This is a genomic window from Algoriphagus kandeliae, from assembly GCF_004571135.1.
In the GTDB taxonomy this organism is placed as follows: Bacteria; Bacteroidota; Bacteroidia; order Cytophagales; family Cyclobacteriaceae; genus Algoriphagus; species Algoriphagus kandeliae.
In genome coordinates, this window is the sequence record NZ_SPSB01000003.1 from 125,356 (window position 1) to 140,515 (window position 15,160).

General features: G+C 39.7%; 21 protein-coding genes. 8 read left to right on the forward strand and 13 right to left on the reverse strand.

Annotation, left to right across the window (positions count from 1 at the left end; genetic code table 11):
* Nucleotides 1-71 precede the first annotated feature (71 nt).
* The 3 genes from E4S40_RS09145 to E4S40_RS09155 all read left to right on the forward strand — a co-directional run bounded on the left by E4S40_RS09145 (nt 72) and on the right by E4S40_RS09155 (nt 2,605).
* Complete coding sequence (locus tag E4S40_RS09145) at nt 72-581, forward strand: hypothetical protein (protein WP_135073296.1); 510 nt, start codon at nt 72-74, stop codon at nt 579-581.
* Nucleotides 582-724: 143 nt separating this feature from the next.
* Nucleotides 725-2,266: a M81 family metallopeptidase gene (locus E4S40_RS09150; RefSeq protein ID WP_394345413.1), complete on the forward strand. Its 1,542-nt coding sequence runs from the start codon at nt 725-727 to the stop codon at nt 2,264-2,266.
* A gap of 102 nt (nt 2,267-2,368) precedes the next feature.
* Entirely contained in the window at nt 2,369-2,605 is a 237-nt protein-coding gene (locus E4S40_RS09155) for a YdcH family protein (protein ID WP_202615355.1), read from the forward strand.
* A gap of 156 nt (nt 2,606-2,761) precedes the next feature.
* On the opposite strand, the gene E4S40_RS09160 is transcribed toward E4S40_RS09155, so the two are convergent.
* Complete coding sequence (locus tag E4S40_RS09160; protein WP_202615356.1) at nt 2,762-3,109, reverse strand: nucleotide pyrophosphohydrolase; 348 nt, start codon at nt 3,107-3,109, stop codon at nt 2,762-2,764.
* Between the two features lie 193 nt (nt 3,110-3,302).
* Between E4S40_RS09160 and E4S40_RS09165 the strand changes: the two genes are divergently transcribed.
* Nucleotides 3,303-3,677, forward strand: a complete 375-nt coding sequence (locus E4S40_RS09165) for an iron chaperone (RefSeq protein WP_135073302.1) — start codon at nt 3,303-3,305, stop codon at nt 3,675-3,677.
* Here E4S40_RS09165 and E4S40_RS09170 read toward each other — a convergent pair.
* The 7 genes from E4S40_RS09170 to E4S40_RS09200 form a co-directional block, all read right to left on the reverse strand.
* Entirely contained in the window at nt 3,667-4,914 is a 1,248-nt protein-coding gene (locus E4S40_RS09170) for an aminotransferase class V-fold PLP-dependent enzyme (RefSeq protein WP_135073304.1), read from the reverse strand. The genes E4S40_RS09165 and E4S40_RS09170 overlap by 11 nt on opposite strands.
* 146 nt (nt 4,915-5,060) lie before the next feature.
* Nucleotides 5,061-6,533: an ATP-binding cassette domain-containing protein gene (locus E4S40_RS09175; RefSeq protein WP_135073306.1), complete on the reverse strand. Its 1,473-nt coding sequence runs from the start codon at nt 6,531-6,533 to the stop codon at nt 5,061-5,063.
* Between the two features lie 24 nt (nt 6,534-6,557).
* The gene (gene dtd, locus E4S40_RS09180) at nt 6,558-7,010 is read right to left on the reverse strand and encodes a D-aminoacyl-tRNA deacylase (RefSeq protein WP_135073308.1); all 453 of its coding nucleotides are present in this window, start codon (nt 7,008-7,010) and stop codon (nt 6,558-6,560) included.
* Complete coding sequence (locus tag E4S40_RS09185; protein ID WP_135073310.1) at nt 7,007-7,738, reverse strand: Rossmann-fold NAD(P)-binding domain-containing protein; 732 nt, start codon at nt 7,736-7,738, stop codon at nt 7,007-7,009. The genes dtd and E4S40_RS09185 overlap by 4 nt, the downstream gene beginning before the upstream one ends.
* A complete protein-coding gene (locus E4S40_RS09190) occupies nt 7,735-8,364 on the reverse strand; it encodes a thioredoxin family protein (protein WP_135073312.1) in 630 nt (209 codons plus the stop codon). The genes E4S40_RS09185 and E4S40_RS09190 overlap by 4 nt, the downstream gene beginning before the upstream one ends.
* 33 nt (nt 8,365-8,397) lie before the next feature.
* A complete protein-coding gene (locus tag E4S40_RS09195; protein ID WP_135073314.1) occupies nt 8,398-8,811 on the reverse strand; it encodes a YkvA family protein in 414 nt (137 codons plus the stop codon).
* A 4-nt stretch (nt 8,812-8,815) separates the two neighbouring features.
* Nucleotides 8,816-9,340 carry a DUF7935 family protein gene (locus E4S40_RS09200; RefSeq protein WP_135073316.1) on the reverse strand — a complete coding sequence of 175 codons (525 nt, stop codon included), beginning with the start codon at nt 9,338-9,340 and terminating at the stop codon, nt 8,816-8,818.
* Nucleotides 9,341-9,453: 113 nt separating this feature from the next.
* On the opposite strand from E4S40_RS09200, the gene E4S40_RS09205 reads away from it, so the two are divergent.
* Both E4S40_RS09205 and E4S40_RS09210 read left to right on the forward strand, forming a co-directional pair.
* On the forward strand, nt 9,454-9,768 hold the full coding sequence (locus E4S40_RS09205; RefSeq protein ID WP_135073318.1) for a HesB/IscA family protein: 315 nt from the start codon (nt 9,454-9,456) through the stop codon (nt 9,766-9,768).
* 35 nt (nt 9,769-9,803) lie between these two features.
* Nucleotides 9,804-10,298, forward strand: coding sequence for a DUF6265 family protein (locus tag E4S40_RS09210; protein WP_135073320.1), 495 nt, complete (start codon nt 9,804-9,806; stop codon nt 10,296-10,298).
* A gap of 80 nt (nt 10,299-10,378) precedes the next feature.
* Here E4S40_RS09210 and E4S40_RS09215 read toward each other — a convergent pair whose 3' ends face one another.
* Genes E4S40_RS09215 through E4S40_RS09230 form a run of 4 tightly spaced genes read right to left on the reverse strand, consistent with a single transcriptional unit; the run spans nt 10,379 to nt 13,065 of the window.
* Complete coding sequence (locus E4S40_RS09215; RefSeq protein WP_135073322.1) at nt 10,379-10,837, reverse strand: DUF4268 domain-containing protein; 459 nt, start codon at nt 10,835-10,837, stop codon at nt 10,379-10,381.
* A gap of 5 nt (nt 10,838-10,842) precedes the next feature.
* A complete protein-coding gene (gene folB, locus E4S40_RS09220) occupies nt 10,843-11,208 on the reverse strand; it encodes a dihydroneopterin aldolase (RefSeq protein WP_135073324.1) in 366 nt (121 codons plus the stop codon).
* A complete protein-coding gene (locus E4S40_RS09225; protein ID WP_135073326.1) occupies nt 11,208-12,149 on the reverse strand; it encodes a DivIVA domain-containing protein in 942 nt (313 codons plus the stop codon). Before E4S40_RS09225 ends, folB begins: the two co-directional genes overlap by 1 nt.
* Nucleotides 12,150-12,153: 4 nt before the next feature.
* On the reverse strand, nt 12,154-13,065 hold the full coding sequence (locus E4S40_RS09230) for a WD40 repeat domain-containing protein (protein WP_135073328.1): 912 nt from the start codon (nt 13,063-13,065) through the stop codon (nt 12,154-12,156).
* Nucleotides 13,066-13,100: 35 nt separating this feature from the next.
* On the opposite strand from E4S40_RS09230, the gene E4S40_RS09235 reads away from it, so the two are divergent.
* Nucleotides 13,101-13,730, forward strand: a complete 630-nt coding sequence (locus E4S40_RS09235; protein WP_135073330.1) for a 4'-phosphopantetheinyl transferase family protein — start codon at nt 13,101-13,103, stop codon at nt 13,728-13,730.
* 11 nt (nt 13,731-13,741) lie between these two features.
* Nucleotides 13,742-14,314, forward strand: coding sequence for a redoxin domain-containing protein (locus E4S40_RS09240; RefSeq protein ID WP_135073332.1), 573 nt, complete (start codon nt 13,742-13,744; stop codon nt 14,312-14,314).
* Here E4S40_RS09240 and E4S40_RS09245 read toward each other — a convergent pair whose 3' ends face one another.
* On the reverse strand, nt 14,315-15,157 hold the full coding sequence (locus E4S40_RS09245; RefSeq protein ID WP_135073334.1) for a transglutaminase-like domain-containing protein: 843 nt from the start codon (nt 15,155-15,157) through the stop codon (nt 14,315-14,317).
* Between the last annotated feature and the right edge of the window lie 3 nt (nt 15,158-15,160).

A 15,160-nucleotide genomic window follows, 5' to 3' on the forward strand; every position in this document is an offset into this window, starting at 1 on the left:
AACTTTCTTTTTGCGCTAGGAAAGGTTACTTTCAGAAATTAAAGTTGCATCCTCTTTACAATTCTCTGAAAATGAAAACCTTCAACTACCAAAACAGAAATCTTTTTTCAGGCCCTCATTTATTAGGTTTAATTTTAGTATTGGTGGGAATTTTTGTTTTGATCAGCCCGTCTTTTTTGGAAAGTGGAAGTTCCTTGGAAAAAGTCATTACAGTTGGGGTAGCAACCCTTATCATTGGACTCATCATTCTTTCATCCTACAGAGGGACCCTGCTCGATTTTTCAAAAAATAGGTATAAAAACTACTTTTCCATTTTGGGCTTTCGATTTGGAGAATGGAACCTATTGCCTCAAATATCCAAAATTGAAGTACTTCCCTACAGCTATAAAAGTCAAAATGTACCCAATGGAATTAGCCCCACGCTTTCCGGAAAAGTAAATTCTTTTAAGGTAATTTTACATTCAAATTCCTATCAACGTATCTTTTCTTTTGATTATTCCAATTTGAATAAGGCAGTCAAAAAGGCGAATCAAATTGCCAGTGATTCAAACTCGGACTTAATTATTCCGTCAATTCAATGAATTTGTTTTTTGAGGAATAATGGAGGTTTTACCTTTGGAATAAGTGTCCATTTTCCAAACAAAGATTTCCCCAATCATCCTCTTTCTTTCAGAACTTTCCAGAATTGCTGGTATTTTCAGGATGCCATTTAAACCAGCAAATGATGAAAAACCTTTTCGGCCTTTTACTGATTAGTCTATTCTTCTCCTGTCAGCCGGAAGAAAAACTTCCACGAATTGCCATAGCAGGATTAGCGATTGAATCCAGCACATTTTCACCAGCCAGATCTACGGCAGAATCCTTCAAAGCCCGAATCGGGGATGATATTTTCAATTACTACCCTTTTTTAGGCGATAGTTCTTCAAATCGAAGCCGGGCCGAATGGTTCCCAACCTTAAGGGGACATGCGATTCCAGGCGGTATGGTTACCCGCGAAGCTTATGATTCTTTGGTGAATTTGACCTTGGATATGTTGAAAGAGAATCTGCCTTATGATGGACTTTTCTTTGATATTCATGGAGCAATGAGTGTGGAAGGCTTAGATGATCCTGAGGGAGATTTTATCATCAAAGTACGAGAGGTCGTGGGTCCGGAAACCATAATTTCCACATCCATGGACCTTCATGGCAATGTTTCCCAGCGATTAGCAGAAAACACTGATTTGATAACTTGCTACCGAATGGCTCCCCATGAAGACGCCTTGGAATCAAAACAGCGAGCAGTTGAAAACCTTCTCGATCGATTAGAAAGCGGGAAAGGAAAACCTACCTTTAAAGCCTGGATTCCTGTTCCAATTTTATTACCAGGAGAAAAAACAAGCACTCGAATTGACCCGGGAAAATCTCTATATGCAAAAGTGGATCCTCAAACCAAAAAAGAAGGAGTGATTGATGCGGCCATTTGGATAGGCTATGCTTGGGCTGATGAACCTAGAAATCATGCTGTTGTCATGGTAACTGGAGATAATGAAAAGGAAGTGAAGGAAAGTGCAGAATACCTCGCTCAGAGTTTTTGGGATGTTCGAAATGAATTTGAATTTGTAGCACCTGTGGCATACTTGGATGAAAGCTTGGAAATGGCACTTAATAGTGCGAAAAAACCATTTGTAATTTCTGATATGGGAGATAATCCCACCGCAGGAGGTGCAGGTGATGTTACTTGGACTTTGAATGAAATTTTGAAACGTCCAGAATTCCAATCCGAAAATGGACCTGAATTGATTTATGCTTCTATTCCAGGTCCTGAATTAATCGAAAAGGCCAAATCGGCACAAGTTGGAGATGAAATTTCGGGATATGTTGGAGCAATGGTAGATGACCGTTTTGCTCCTCCAATTTTACTGAAAGGAAAGCTTTTTGCAATCAAAGAGGGTGATCCGGATGCAAAAACTGAAATAGTCGTCCAAATAGGTTCGGTAAAAGTAATTGTTACCGAAAAACGGAAGCCATACCATCATGAAAAGGATTTTACAGACCTGCAACTTAATCCTAGAGAGACTGATATTTTAGTGGTGAAAATTGGCTATTTGGTTCCTGAGCTATACGATCTTCGTGGAGATTGGATTATGGCTTTGACTCCAGGAGGTGTGGACCAAGACCTTCAGAGATTGGGATATCAGCGAATTAACCGTCCCATGTTCCCACTTGATCCCAATATGGATGATCCAGATTTAAGTGTTAGATGGATAAAAGAATCCGGATCATGAAGTTTCAAAAAATAAGATCTGTATTCGGAACCTAGGTGATTTTTGTCATCAGAAAGCCGGTGAAAATCACCTAATATTAGGTATACCAAAAGTTCGAATATCATGATCAAGAAACATCCATTACAGGAAGAATTCCCGGAATTTGAAGATAAAATCAACCAACTAAAGGTAGAAGATGAATACTTTAAAAATCTCTTTGATGATTATGATGAGGTAGATCATGAAATCTACCGAATCGAATCAGAAACTGAACCTGCATCCGATGAAACAACAAATCAACTCCATATCAAACGGATGCGCCTAAAAGATGAAATATACCGGATTTTGAAGGAAAGCTAATTGTAAAAGAGGCTGTCTAATTATAGATTTATTTATCACATAGAAGGCCGTCATTACCATCGGGTAGGAAGTCGAAACTTAACGTCTTATTCTCTGCATCAAGACTTCGACTCCGCTCAGTCTGACTAAGAATAAACTTAAAAAACAGTCTCTTTTTTATTTCAGCTTTTCATTATTTCGATGACGGTCTTTATCCCGAATATTCTTCTTTTCAAAATTCCGTCTTAAAGCTTCCGTAAGGTCTACCCCGGTTTGATTCGCTAGGCAAATCAAAACCCAAAGCACATCTGCCATTTCATCGCCTAGATTTTTATCCTTATCGGATTCCTTGAAAGACTGCTCCCCGTAGGTCCTAGCCATAATCCGAGCCATCTCCCCTACCTCTTCCATCAAAATTGTCATATTGGTAAGCTCATTAAAATAGCGAACTCCCACCGTTTTGATCCACTGATCGACAAGTTCTTGAGCTTCGGAAATGGTAATTTCTGATTTGATATCACTCATGCTTCAAATAGTTCAAATTCCGGAACAAATAAAATGATTTTTCAAAGAGCACCCCCAGGTCAAAACAAATGAAGTTTTGATATCTCATAATTTAGGAAAAGAAAAAAATTAATTCCCATAAATAAATATTCTCAAAATCAATAGCTTAGATTACAGCGATTCTTATCACTAGGATTTTCTAAACTCTCCTTTTATGCATCCCAAACCTAGTTCCATAGAAGAATATTTCAGCTGGTTCTCTCCTGAGATTCAATCAAAGCTTCAGCAAATTCGACAAATCCTAAAAAAAGCCTTGCCAGAGGCAACAGAAGTTATTAGCTATCACATGCCGGCATTTAGAACCTCTGAAGTCTTGGTTTATTATGCAGCAATGAAAAACCATTTAGGCTTTTACCCAACGAGTTCAGGAGTAAGTAATTTCAAAGACCTACTAGGGGGTTACGAAACTGGAAAAGGAGTTATTCAAATTCCCTATGAACAGGAAATTCCACAAGAATTAATCACTCAAATCGCACTCTTTAGAAAGGCTGAGGCTAAGGAAAAACAAGAGCGAAAACTTAAGAAGTAATTCGCTTGATTTCGTTTAGGAAGAAATCTATTTCAGCCTTGGAATTATAAATATGAGTGGATACCCGGATGGCGTTGAGATTAGCCTCATGAACTCCCCGAATTCGAATCTGCTTTTGGCTTAAAGCTGTAGCTATTTCACGATAATCCATTCCCGGAACTCGAAAAGAAACCACACAAATTCTTGATTCCCGCTCCTCAGGGGTTAGAATCTCCAATCTTTCAATTTGCTTCAAGCCTTCGTATAGATAGTCATTCAATTCTCGAATTCGAGCTTCGATTCTTTCCCTGCCGATTTCTTTATGAAATTCCACAGCAGCTACTACACCAACATGCATTGGAGTACTCTGTGTACCGTAATCGTATCGATGAGCTGTATCTACATAGCCACCGAAGTCACTTTCATCCTCCGAAAGTTTCCAGCTTTTTTCAGATTTAGCACCGACTTGATAGGCTTGTAATTGATCAAGCATTTCTTCCCGAACAAACAAAAAACCGCTACCATTTGGCCCTAACATCCATTTATGAAAACATCCAGCATAGAAATCACATCCTAATTCTCGGAGATTGAGTTGTATCGTCCCTGCACCATGAGCCCCATCAATTGCTGTGAAAATTCCTCGTTCTCTTGCAAAATCCGCTATTTCACGAATGGGAAATACCGTCCCAGTAGTACAGGTAATATGCGGAATGGCAATAGCCCTGGTTTTGGGAGTCACCAAACTTTTGATGATTTCTTGGTTCTTTTCTTGGGTATCAGAAGGTTGAAAAACTTTCAGAACTATCTGATCTAAATGAGCTCGATTAAGCCAAGGAATCGCACTCCCAGCATGCTCATGTGATGTAACTATCACCTCATCCCCTGCTTGAAGTGGTAGTCCTTGAGCCATAATATTAATTCCTTCAGTAGTATTATGGGTGAGCGAAATCTCGGATTTTTTTACTCCAAAAAAATCAGCGATCCGCTCTCTTCCTGAATCGGGATTGCCATAAACTCCCGTTTCATTGGTTTCTTGGAAAGATTGATGAATGGCTTCCAATACCGACTTTGGAGAAGGTCCAAAGGTCCCGTTATTTAAGTAAATTCTACTCTTTTGAAGGGGAAACAATTCCCGAATCTCCTCCCAAGATTGTTCAGATAATGGTAATGAATTAGCTTGTGAATCAATACTACTTAGAAAAGTAGGCGCTAATAACCCAAACCCCATTTTTTGGATGAAATCCCTTCGATTTCCCATAATTTTTAGAATTGAAATATCTGATTGAAAATCAAGATACCATTTTACATTAGAAAAAAAACTGTAAAACCAGTAAGGTCAAAAAATCAGTTTTCGTCGGAAAGTAAAGTCATGATTTCCATTTCTATATCAGGAAAAATTCAACGCTAAAGTTGGAAAACCCTATCAACTGCAACAGGAACATCTTTCGGATAATGACTTACAAAAATCAACGTCACTCCAGAAAATTCGCAGACTTTCTGAACCGTTTCTTTATACAGGTTTCTCTGGGATTCATCTAAACCTTGAGAAGCTTCATCCAAAATCAATAGCCTTGGCTTTTTTATAAGTGCTCTAGCAAGAAGTGTCCAACGTTGCTGCTCGAGGGGTAAGCGCTGAATTGGAATGTCTGCAAACTCTTCCAATTCAAATAATTTCATCCATTTGCCTGCAAGACTTTCTTGTTCGGGAGAGACCTTTTTAAACAGCCCCATGGTATCAAAAAGCCCAGACAATATCACTTTTCGGCAGGTTTGATTGGCTGGAAAAAATCTAGCCAACTCAGGTGCTACAAAACCGGTTGGTCGTTTCACATCCCAAATGGATTCCCCTGTTCCTCTCTTCCTTCCAAACAACCAGATATCCTGAGAATAGGATTGTGGGTTTTCACCTATTATCAAGGAAATCAAAGTGGATTTTCCAGAACCATTTGCTCCTTTCAATTGCCATTTATCACCCACTTCAATGCTCCAATTAACTTGATCTAGAATCTTTTTCCCTTGATACGAAATGGAGACATTTTTCAACTCAATTATTGATTCGCTACTTTCATTTTTATCATCCTTTACCAACTCCTGAAGTAAACCCCAATCCCAGTTCTTTTTCAAATTATGTTGCTCTACTTGATGAAATTCATCCTTTTTCCAAATTCGAGAGACGCCTGAATAGTCTAATTGTGCAATATGAGTTACACCCTCGGGCACATCTTGAGCATTACAGGTCAGCAAGACTTGGGTTCCAGCATCAAGAATACTTTGAAGCACTTTCCCAAAATTCGCTCTGCTTTGAATATCAAGTCCTGTGGTAGGATGGTCCATGAGAAAAATACTTGGCTGACGCATTAAGCCACTTGCTAAGGCTAATCTCCTGGTTTCCCCATTAGAAAGTTTAAGCAAAGACTCATCCCGCAGTTTTTCTAAATCAAGCAAATCCAAAACTTTCTGAAGCGTCCAAGCCCCTTGAATTTTTGGCTCTACCTCTTTAAGGTATTGCTCAACTGTAGCCGTTTCCTCTGATTCTGAGGAATTGAATCGTTGCTGGAAATAAAAGTTTTGTTGATTGAATTTATTCCTGAATTCATACTTCTGAGACACATAGGCTATCAAATCCCGGAAGCTATGAACTTCTTTTTGAGAAGATTTTTCTTCAACATAGGCTTGAGCAAAATGAGTTTGAAATTTCCCCTTACGAATCAGCGTATTTCCCCGAATGGTTTCTAGAAACGCAGTTTGAAGCCATCCTGACTCACTGATAATTGCCCAAGTTTGTCCTTCTTCCCATTGAAAATTCAGATTTTGGAATGCTTGCTTTCCCTTAAAAAAAACTTGAGCTTGTTGAATATCGAGGAGGATGGATTTCATTTCTCCTCAAAAATAGAAGAAAAATCAAACCTTGTTTTTGCTGTCTATCACAATCGTGACCGGACCATCATTGATAAGCGAAACTTTCATATCCGCCCCAAATTCACCGGTACCAATTGACTTTCCTAGTTCCTGCTCCAAGGCCTGTATCATTTTTTCATACAATGGAATAGCTACAGGAGGCTTTGCAGCTTTGATATAGGAAGGCCTATTTCCTTTTTTTGTGCTCGCATGCAAGGTGAATTGGGAAATCAATAAAATCTCACCTTTGACGTCAAGAAGGCTACGATTCATCACCTCATTTACGTCAGGGAAAATCCTGAGATTGACAATTTTCTTGGAAAGCCACTCAATGTCTTCTTGATTATCGGCATCTTCAATTCCCAAAAGAATCATCAAACCCGTTCCAATAGAAGATTTGATTTTCCCTTCAATCTTTACCGAAGCTTCAGAGACTCGCTGAATGACTGCTATCATGACTTTTTCTTTGCTGTGAGATCTTGCATTTCACCAGAGCTTATTCGCTCCAAACCGCTTCTCTCGGAATCCAAGTCAACCATCACCATGGATTTGGCGACCTGATAGTCATAAATCGGTCTGAAATTCTTGAACAATTTCAACCAAACCAATGGCCTCATTACAATAGAAGCTACTAATTCCCCAAAACGAAACTCGTGCCGATTGCCTAGCAAAAGAGAAGGCTGATAAATCTTTAAGCTTTCAAAACCTATGGATTCCAGGTCTTTTTCGGTTTTCCCTTTTACCTGATTATAAAAAATACCTGATTCGGAATTTGCGCCCATTGCCGAGACGTAATGGAAAGATTGTCCCCCTAGGGATTTCACCCAAGATGCAAAGGCAATAACCAGATCATGATCTATTTCAAAAAACCGTTCTTTTGAACCAGCGTTTTTGATTGTTGTTCCCAAAGAACAAAAGCCTGAAACTTGAGCTGACTTGGACCCCAAAGCCAAAACCAAGTCGCGATAATCACCACCCAAAGACTCGGCATTGATTAATTCTGCCCAGTTCCAATCCTGAATTTTTGCCAGATCACCTTCCAACTGAACTAGCTTAGGATGCTTCAAGGCTAGTTTCCTACGCCCTACACTGATCACAAAATCATAAGCAGCACTTTTAAGCAATTGATCCAGCAACTGCATGCCGATCAATCCCGAAGTGCCTGAAATTATCGCAATTTTCATATATCAAATGCTTCAGAGAAACAGTCTCCTAATTCTTGTTCCAAAGATTGGTTTTTATCCTTTGCATACCAAAGGTGAACCTCTTGGGTAAATTCTTTTGAAGTTTTGCCTTTGGGGTCCTCTCTAAAGGCTCTTTGCTTTTCAATCAAATACTTAGGCTTTGGCCCCCAAGAAAAATACTCTTTGGTTAGCCCAGGACTTAAGGAAATCAATTTAGGAATGGATCTAGCTCCATTGGTTAGATGGGCATCCATAATTTCCGGATTCTCATCTCGCAAAATCAATCGTAGCTGAATCCCAGGATTCAATTCTGCTAATTTATTCATGAAAGGAATGGTTTGACCAGCATCACCACACCATGCTTCTGTCAAGACCAGCCAAATCTGAGGAGGAAGCTTTTTGACCCGCTCTTCCATTTCAGGTGAAACCTTCGCCACCTTGTCCCAGCGATTCATCCGCTGAATTGCCATTCGGGTATATTCCAAATAAGCCTCTGACTGATTTTCTCCGGTAGTTTTCCCTTCAGAAAAAAGCGCATCTACCAGCTCGCGATATTGCGAGTAGGTCATGGCATTAGCATTCGTATCGGAAGTAATGGTTTTTGGTTTCGTAATTTGGTCCAACATAAATTCTCGGATTTGGACTCTAAACAGACTAGTTTATATCTGAGTTCGCTCCCAATCTAAAAAATCCGTCACCTCGTCTTTTACTTTCGCAAAAATGGCCATGATAACAGACAAGTCATCTGCAAATCCGAAAAAGCCTAAAAAGTCCGGAATGATATCGACAGGAGATAAAAAGTAAACCAAAGCTAAAAGAATCAAGCCCAAAGTGGAACCAGATAACTTATGTGCTCCTGAAAAATGAGCTTTTATCATCCGAATAAATACCGAAACAGGCTCTACCAATTTTTTGACTCGGGGATTATCCTTTAACCCGGTCAATTTATTCTTGACACCAGAAAGCAATTCACGGACTTTTGCTTCCTTTTGGGCTAGGGCTTCCACCTGCTTTCCAAAAAGCGTCCGAGCTTGCTCGATTAATTGGCCGGTTTTGTCTTTTAGCTTCGACATTTAATCAGAAATATATATTAATCTCGGACTTCACCTGCTTTAAGGCAAAGGCAATCGCATTACTTTTCCTTTCCATTGAAACTGAGAAAATTGCTTTTGCCAAATCCATTCCGCTATCCTGCCCCTCTGATAAGCTTTGTCTTCCAAGATTCACGATGGTGGTCACTTCCTCTATTGCACGCTTAACAGCTTCCCAAGTTTCATCCGAAAAATAAACCTGCTGGGAATAGTTATGGCTAAACTCATCCCTAACCTCAGCTAATAATTGTGAATGAAGCTCTGCAGCACTCAGTCCAGAAACATTGGCTCTACGAACCAGATTATTTGGAGTAATTCGCTCCAACAACAAACATAAGCGCTCTGCCGCCTGTAAGCGTATAGGAAGGATGGTTTGGGTATTTTGAGTCTTTAAATCTACGAGCATTTTTTCCCTTTCTTTTGAAAGAAAAGAAACAACCACTAGGTACATCCCATAGAGTACTGCCCCTGCAGGAAGCAAAATTTTGAGTAAATCAACCAGGTAATCCATATTTCTTCAGTAGAATCTTCGAATATCTGCAAATTATCCCGCCTTGAAAACGGTTGCTTGTGTAAATTTGATTCAAATTCGAACCAATTTCCTGCCAAAATCATTCGAAGTACATGCTAATTCCGATTACAATCACAGAAAAAGCTGAGGCTGAGATCAAAAATATCATGGCCAATAAAAACATTCCTACGGATTATTTCCTTCGAGTTGGAGTAAAAGGAGGAGGCTGTGGTGGTATGTCCTATAAGTTAGGCTTTGACAAACCCAAGGAAGAAGATCAGCAATTTGATATCGGGGGAATTCCGGTCTTAATTGAGAAAAAGCATTATATGTTTTTGATGGGAATGCAAATTGACTTTTTCGAAAGTGATGAAGCAAGGGGTTTTACTTTTGTCAATCCTGATATCCCTAAGCGACATGATCAATAATTCTTTGTATTTTCTGGTCTTTAAACCCCAAGAACATGAAGATATTTTTCAGCTTTTTGCTTTGCCTTAGCATTAATCATTTTTCTTTCGCACAGGTTAGAAGTCTCGCAGAAGGAGAAAATCCAGGAAAGGGTGCCCTTGAAAATCTTGATTGGCTCGTAGGGTATTGGTTGGGAACTGGGTTTGGTGGAGAATGTGAAGAAGTATGGATGCCTGCAGTAGATGGGCATATGATTGGCACCTTTCGATTTTGGGAAAATGGCAAATTGGTTTTCTCAGAATTCATGAATTTGGTTCAAGATGGAGAAAGCGTCACCATGAAACTAAAGCATTTTAGTCCTGATTTGGAGGGCTGGGAAGAAAAGGAAGAATGGACTGTTTTTAAGCTGATTGAACTAGGCGATGAAAAAGTCTGGTTCGATGGAATGACTATTGAACGAAAAGGGGAACAATTGATATATCATCTCAATGTTTCGGATGGAGCTGATACCAAAACCGAAATTCTCAACTTTTCAAAAAAAGCGCATTAAAGCATAGTCCTGAATTCTCTGATTTCGATCCTTAGAAAATTTCAAGGGAAATAAATGCAAATATCCAGAAAGATTTGGGGTCAAAAATCCTCAAAACCCGGCTTTACCAAATCCCAAAATTCATCCAAAGCAATAATTCTGGGCTTCAAAAATGAAATGATAGCTGGCCAATCATTTTCATTCATCACATCTACCCCATCCATTCTTTTTTCCACCTTAGAAATCAACTGACCAAATTCATTGGCTTGATGAAGTTGCCAATCCCAAACTTCTCCCGTACACTGTTCCAGTATTTTTCGCAGTTGCATCAGTTGCTCAAAGAATAACTGCTGCAATTCCTCATCCTTATGAGTGACCTCAATTCCTACTGTTGCATAGCCCCTTTCGGCTCGCAAGCGAAAATAAATATCCTTGACGCCGGTCTTGTAATTTTGCCAATTGACTCTGCCTCCCTGTGCATTCGGAACAGGTCGCATATACTGGCCAAAAGCTATCCAAAAGCTCTTTCTGATTCGGGATGTTTCGGATCGGGAATACAAGACCTTTAGCTGTAATCTTCGGGATATTGGATTTGAACAGAAGAAAAATTCACCAAACCTCCCAGTGAAGGATGATGCTTTTTCAATGTGAGCTTGATTTTTTTGGTTTCTGGATAGGCTTCTAAAATGTCTTGAACGATCAAATGCCCCAAATGCTCCAGCAACTTAACCTTCTCACCCATCCTTGCTTTGATCAGCTGATACAATTTTGAATAGTCTACTGTTCCTCCCAGATCATCATGAAGCATTGCTTTTTTGAAATCAGTATCCAATTCTAAATCCAGCGTAAAGCGATTTCCTAAAATGGCTTCTTCGGGATAAACTCCATGATAGGCATGAAACTCGATTCCTTCCAGTGCTACTTTTCCCATCAGTCAAATTGATCAAAGAAAGAACCTGATTGTTTATTTGGATCTTCTTTTTTTGGAGATTCAGTTTCCTCTTCGGATACAGAAGGAGCTTCATTTTTCACCTTAGTTTCCTCTTCCTCAACTTCTTCCTCTTCTATTTGCTCCTCAGACTCCACTTCAGAAACTTCAGCCTGCACATCAGGTGTAGAATCATGGATTTCAATTTCCAATTCCTCTTCAATTACCTCCATTTCAGCCATCGGATCTTGCTCCTCTTCTTCTACAACGATTTCTGTTTGAGAAAGACTCTGACCTACTTGTTCGGCGAGGCTTGCTAAATTTCCAAATGTAAAAGCTTGGGATCGGCTCAGTTCCTCAACAGCTCGTGCATGAGCTTTCGCATCAATTCTGGAGAAATGGGCATCTGAAAGATCGATTTGATTCAGCATATCCTGAGAAATTCGACGTAAGCTTTTCACCAAATTCTCTCGCTGCTCCACCAAGCTTTCGTAGCTTCGTACTAACCCCTGCATGCTTTCGCGAAGCTCTACAATCACTTCCTTAGCTTTCGATTCCGCCGCACCAATAATGATTGCCGCATCAGATTCTGCCTTCTGCTTAGCTTCTTTTATGATTTTTTCGGCATACTCATTTGCATGCTTAGCATTGTAATTGGCTTCCTCTATGATTTGATCTGCAGCAGCATTTGCTTCCTCAATAATGCTAGCACCTGTATCTTCAGCAGTCTTGAGCGTCCGAAAAAGACTATCCTCCACATCTTTGAGTCGCTTAGCTTCACTCTCCACTTGCTGGAGCTTGCTTTTCAACTCCAAATTTTCCTGACAAACCTGATCAAATGATTGACTCAATTGATCCAGAAACTGCTCCACTTCCTTCTTTTCATATCCTCGAAAGGATGTTTCGAATGACTTTTTACGAATCTCTGTGGGTGAAATTTTCATGTTTTTAAAGTTCTAAATTCCAGATAGAAATAGTCCGGTCATCCGAAACGGAGATAACATCCTGACTGTAGCTACTCCAAATGACTTTATTTATGGAGGTTCCATGTCCGGCATTTCGTGCCTTATCGATGACTTTTAATAATTTTTGTTGCTGGGTATCCCAGACTTTGATTGATTTATCCATGGAGCAGGTCACAAAGTATGCTCCATCCTCTCGGAAAGAAAGGTAATTTATCGCATACATATGTGCGATGATATTTTCGCTGAGTGTGTAGGAATCAGTATTCCAAAATTTCAAATGGGCATCTCTAGCCCCACTGATCAACAATTCCTCATCAGGAGAATAACTCAAAGCAAAAACCGAATTAGTATGCCCGGTAAGATTTGCGATCGGTTTAAAATCCTGAGACAAATCCAAAATTTTCACAGTATGATCTGATAATCCGATCGCTAGATGCATCTTTTTCAAAGCTACATCCATCACACGGATACTTTTTGAACTCAATTTGATGTGTTTCCGCACCGATTGGCTTTGAATATCCACTACAGTCAAAACCCCATCGCCTGTTCCCACAAAGATTTCATCTCCAATTACGGTTATATGAAAAATAGCCTGATCGGTGAGTTTTAGAGACCAAATTTCTTTGTTTTCCTGTAGATCAATCACATGAATACCTTCAAAATTATGACCAATAATCAGCCAATTTCGAAGCCGATCTACTGCCAAAGCATAGACCGAATGCGGAAGTTTTGCGATCAATTTACCGTCCTTGGGCTTATCCAAATCCCACTCTACCACCATGCCATCTCCGGCACCTGTGTAAAAAAATCGTGGATCCGGCCCCTCTGCCAAAGCATAGATGCAATCATTATGGCCGGTAAGGGTATGTAATTTATTAACTTGGATTTTTGACATATATTGGCTTTCGTTTGGGAATTCCCCATTTGCCTATGCAAACAAAAATAGAAAAAATTGATTCTCAATCGGCCCTGGTTTTGAAGATTATTGAAGACCAGCCACTGACTCAGTTGGATTTTTTGAGTTTTCGGGAAAGACTATCCTATGCAAACATTTCCCATCCTGAAAAAAAACGGGAATGGGCATCTTCAAGGCTAGCCATCAAACAGGCCATGGATGAGTTAAAACTCCCTTACCCAGGGTTTTTCAAAGACGAACATGGCAAATCTCAGGCAATGCATGGAGGAGGTCATGTCTCACTCACTCACACTTTAGGATTTGCGGGAGCAATTTTCCATCGGGAATTACCAGTTGGGATCGATATGGATTTGATCCGGGAAAAAATCCTAAGGATTGGCTTCCGTTTTTTGGATTCCTCTGAGTTGGATTTTTTGGAAAAAGATCCAATCCACTACACACTAGCCTGGTCAGCCAAGGAATCCATTTTCAAATGCCAAGGAAAAAAAGGCGTCTCTTTTCGGGACAATATCCTGCTCGAGCCATTTGATAAAAATGCCAAAACGATTAAAGGAAAAATTCACGGAACAGATTTTGCGAATCATCATTATGAAGTAAAAGCTGAAATTATTCAAGACGTGGTATTGACCTATACCATTTGGTAAATTGGAAGCCTATGAAACTCAAAGCAATATTCCTGATCCTTTTTTTAGCCTTAGGACTAAACTCATTTGCACAAAGCTTAGAGGAAATAAGTCTAACGGACGCGATCACCAACAAGCCTCTGAGCATTGCCTCTTTGAGTGATCAAAAAGGGCTTGTATTGCTTTTTTATGACCTCAAATGTCCTTTTGCAAAAATGTATGAGGATAGAATCAAAAATCTGCGCAGTTCTTATTCCAATAAAGGAATTCGATTTGTTTTGGTAAATCCAAATGCAACTTCAGCAGATCAGGCATCTCTCAAAGATTACGTGGATAGTTCCGGTATCAACCTGTCCTTTTTAATTGATTCAGAGAAAGTACTTTCCAAAAAGTTGGAGGTTTCTAAAATCCCCGAGGTCTTTTTGTTGACGAAAGTTGAAGGCGAAATCCAGTCAGTCTATCACGGCGCTATAGACAACAATCCACAGGCTGAAGATGCGGTTAGTGAAAAATTCCTGGAACGAGCGATAAATCAACTTTTGCGTGGCGAAATGCCGAGTCCCTCACAGGTACGGGCTACAGGCTGTAACGTTCGAGCATTTTAATTAATCCAGAAGAATTTGGATCAAGCTATTAATTTCTTCTACCTTTTCAGCCTCTCCTAATTTTTCAAATGAATTGGCAAGGTTCCGAAGTGATCTCAAGACAATGTGAAATGAATCCGTAGGCTCAAAATACTCGTCCTTCGGCGGAATCTTTAGATGCTCCAAATAATTGAAGACGTCCTGTCTCCTGAATATCAAGCCTTTATTAAAGACATTGATGTAAAAAGTCACATCCTCAGACTTATAAGTCAGGACAAAAAGATTGGGGAGATTCACTCCATAAACAGGCAATCCAAGCTTTTGAGCCACCAACAAATAGATTGCACAAAGGGAAATTGGATTCCCCTTTTTCGTATCCAAAACCGTTGATATCATAGAATTTCCGGGCGAATGGAAATTCTTGGTATTGGCTGAAAATCTCAATTTATTGAATAGGACATTATTGATGATTTTGATCTGATCGTAGGGGCCCAAATCATTACTAAAAGCAGTCCATACCTCGAAATAAATCTGATGCATGTCTGCGTTGAGCTTTTGAAACTCCAAGTCCGGATACTGATAGGTATTGACAATCCATAGTCCTGCTAGCAAATCTCGGTCTTCCGAATTTTTCCAATCTTCAAGACGGGCTTTTAACTGGGAAAACTGGAGCTCATGAACCAAAAATTCTAGTTCCCTTTGAATCTCAGGATTAAAATTCGTCTCCCATTTTTCTTCCAAAAAAGGGATGATATCCGCTCCAAGTGACATCAGTCTATCACGAACATGACCTTTTACTTCCTGATCCGTGTCGTCAAGAAGAGAAATAAGCGCATTTAATTCAGAAGGACTTAGATGATCCATTAC

Coding starts and splice junctions, on each gene's coding strand:
- E4S40_RS09145 (WP_135073296.1), top strand. CDS start 72: ATGAAAACCTTCAACTACCAAAACAGAAATCTTTTTTCAGGCCCTCAT.
- E4S40_RS09150 (WP_394345413.1), top strand. CDS start 725: ATGAAAAACCTTTTCGGCCTTTTACTGATTAGTCTATTCTTCTCCTGT.
- E4S40_RS09155 (WP_202615355.1), top strand. CDS start 2,369: ATGATCAAGAAACATCCATTACAGGAAGAATTCCCGGAATTTGAAGAT.
- E4S40_RS09160 (WP_202615356.1), bottom strand. CDS start 3,109: ATGAGTGATATCAAATCAGAAATTACCATTTCCGAAGCTCAAGAACTT.
- E4S40_RS09165 (WP_135073302.1), top strand. CDS start 3,303: ATGCATCCCAAACCTAGTTCCATAGAAGAATATTTCAGCTGGTTCTCT.
- E4S40_RS09170 (WP_135073304.1), bottom strand. CDS start 4,914: ATGGGAAATCGAAGGGATTTCATCCAAAAAATGGGGTTTGGGTTATTA.
- E4S40_RS09175 (WP_135073306.1), bottom strand. CDS start 6,533: ATGAAATCCATCCTCCTCGATATTCAACAAGCTCAAGTTTTTTTTAAG.
- dtd (WP_135073308.1), bottom strand. CDS start 7,010: ATGATAGCAGTCATTCAGCGAGTCTCTGAAGCTTCGGTAAAGATTGAA.
- E4S40_RS09185 (WP_135073310.1), bottom strand. CDS start 7,738: ATGAAAATTGCGATAATTTCAGGCACTTCGGGATTGATCGGCATGCAG.
- E4S40_RS09190 (WP_135073312.1), bottom strand. CDS start 8,364: ATGTTGGACCAAATTACGAAACCAAAAACCATTACTTCCGATACGAAT.
- E4S40_RS09195 (WP_135073314.1), bottom strand. CDS start 8,811: ATGTCGAAGCTAAAAGACAAAACCGGCCAATTAATCGAGCAAGCTCGG.
- E4S40_RS09200 (WP_135073316.1), bottom strand. CDS start 9,340: ATGGATTACCTGGTTGATTTACTCAAAATTTTGCTTCCTGCAGGGGCA.
- E4S40_RS09205 (WP_135073318.1), top strand. CDS start 9,454: ATGCTAATTCCGATTACAATCACAGAAAAAGCTGAGGCTGAGATCAAA.
- E4S40_RS09210 (WP_135073320.1), top strand. CDS start 9,804: ATGAAGATATTTTTCAGCTTTTTGCTTTGCCTTAGCATTAATCATTTT.
- folB (WP_135073324.1), bottom strand. CDS start 11,208: ATGGGAAAAGTAGCACTGGAAGGAATCGAGTTTCATGCCTATCATGGA.
- E4S40_RS09225 (WP_135073326.1), bottom strand. CDS start 12,149: ATGAAAATTTCACCCACAGAGATTCGTAAAAAGTCATTCGAAACATCC.
- E4S40_RS09230 (WP_135073328.1), bottom strand. CDS start 13,065: ATGTCAAAAATCCAAGTTAATAAATTACATACCCTTACCGGCCATAAT.
- E4S40_RS09235 (WP_135073330.1), top strand. CDS start 13,101: ATGCAAACAAAAATAGAAAAAATTGATTCTCAATCGGCCCTGGTTTTG.
- E4S40_RS09240 (WP_135073332.1), top strand. CDS start 13,742: ATGAAACTCAAAGCAATATTCCTGATCCTTTTTTTAGCCTTAGGACTA.
- E4S40_RS09245 (WP_135073334.1), bottom strand. CDS start 15,157: ATGGATCATCTAAGTCCTTCTGAATTAAATGCGCTTATTTCTCTTCTT.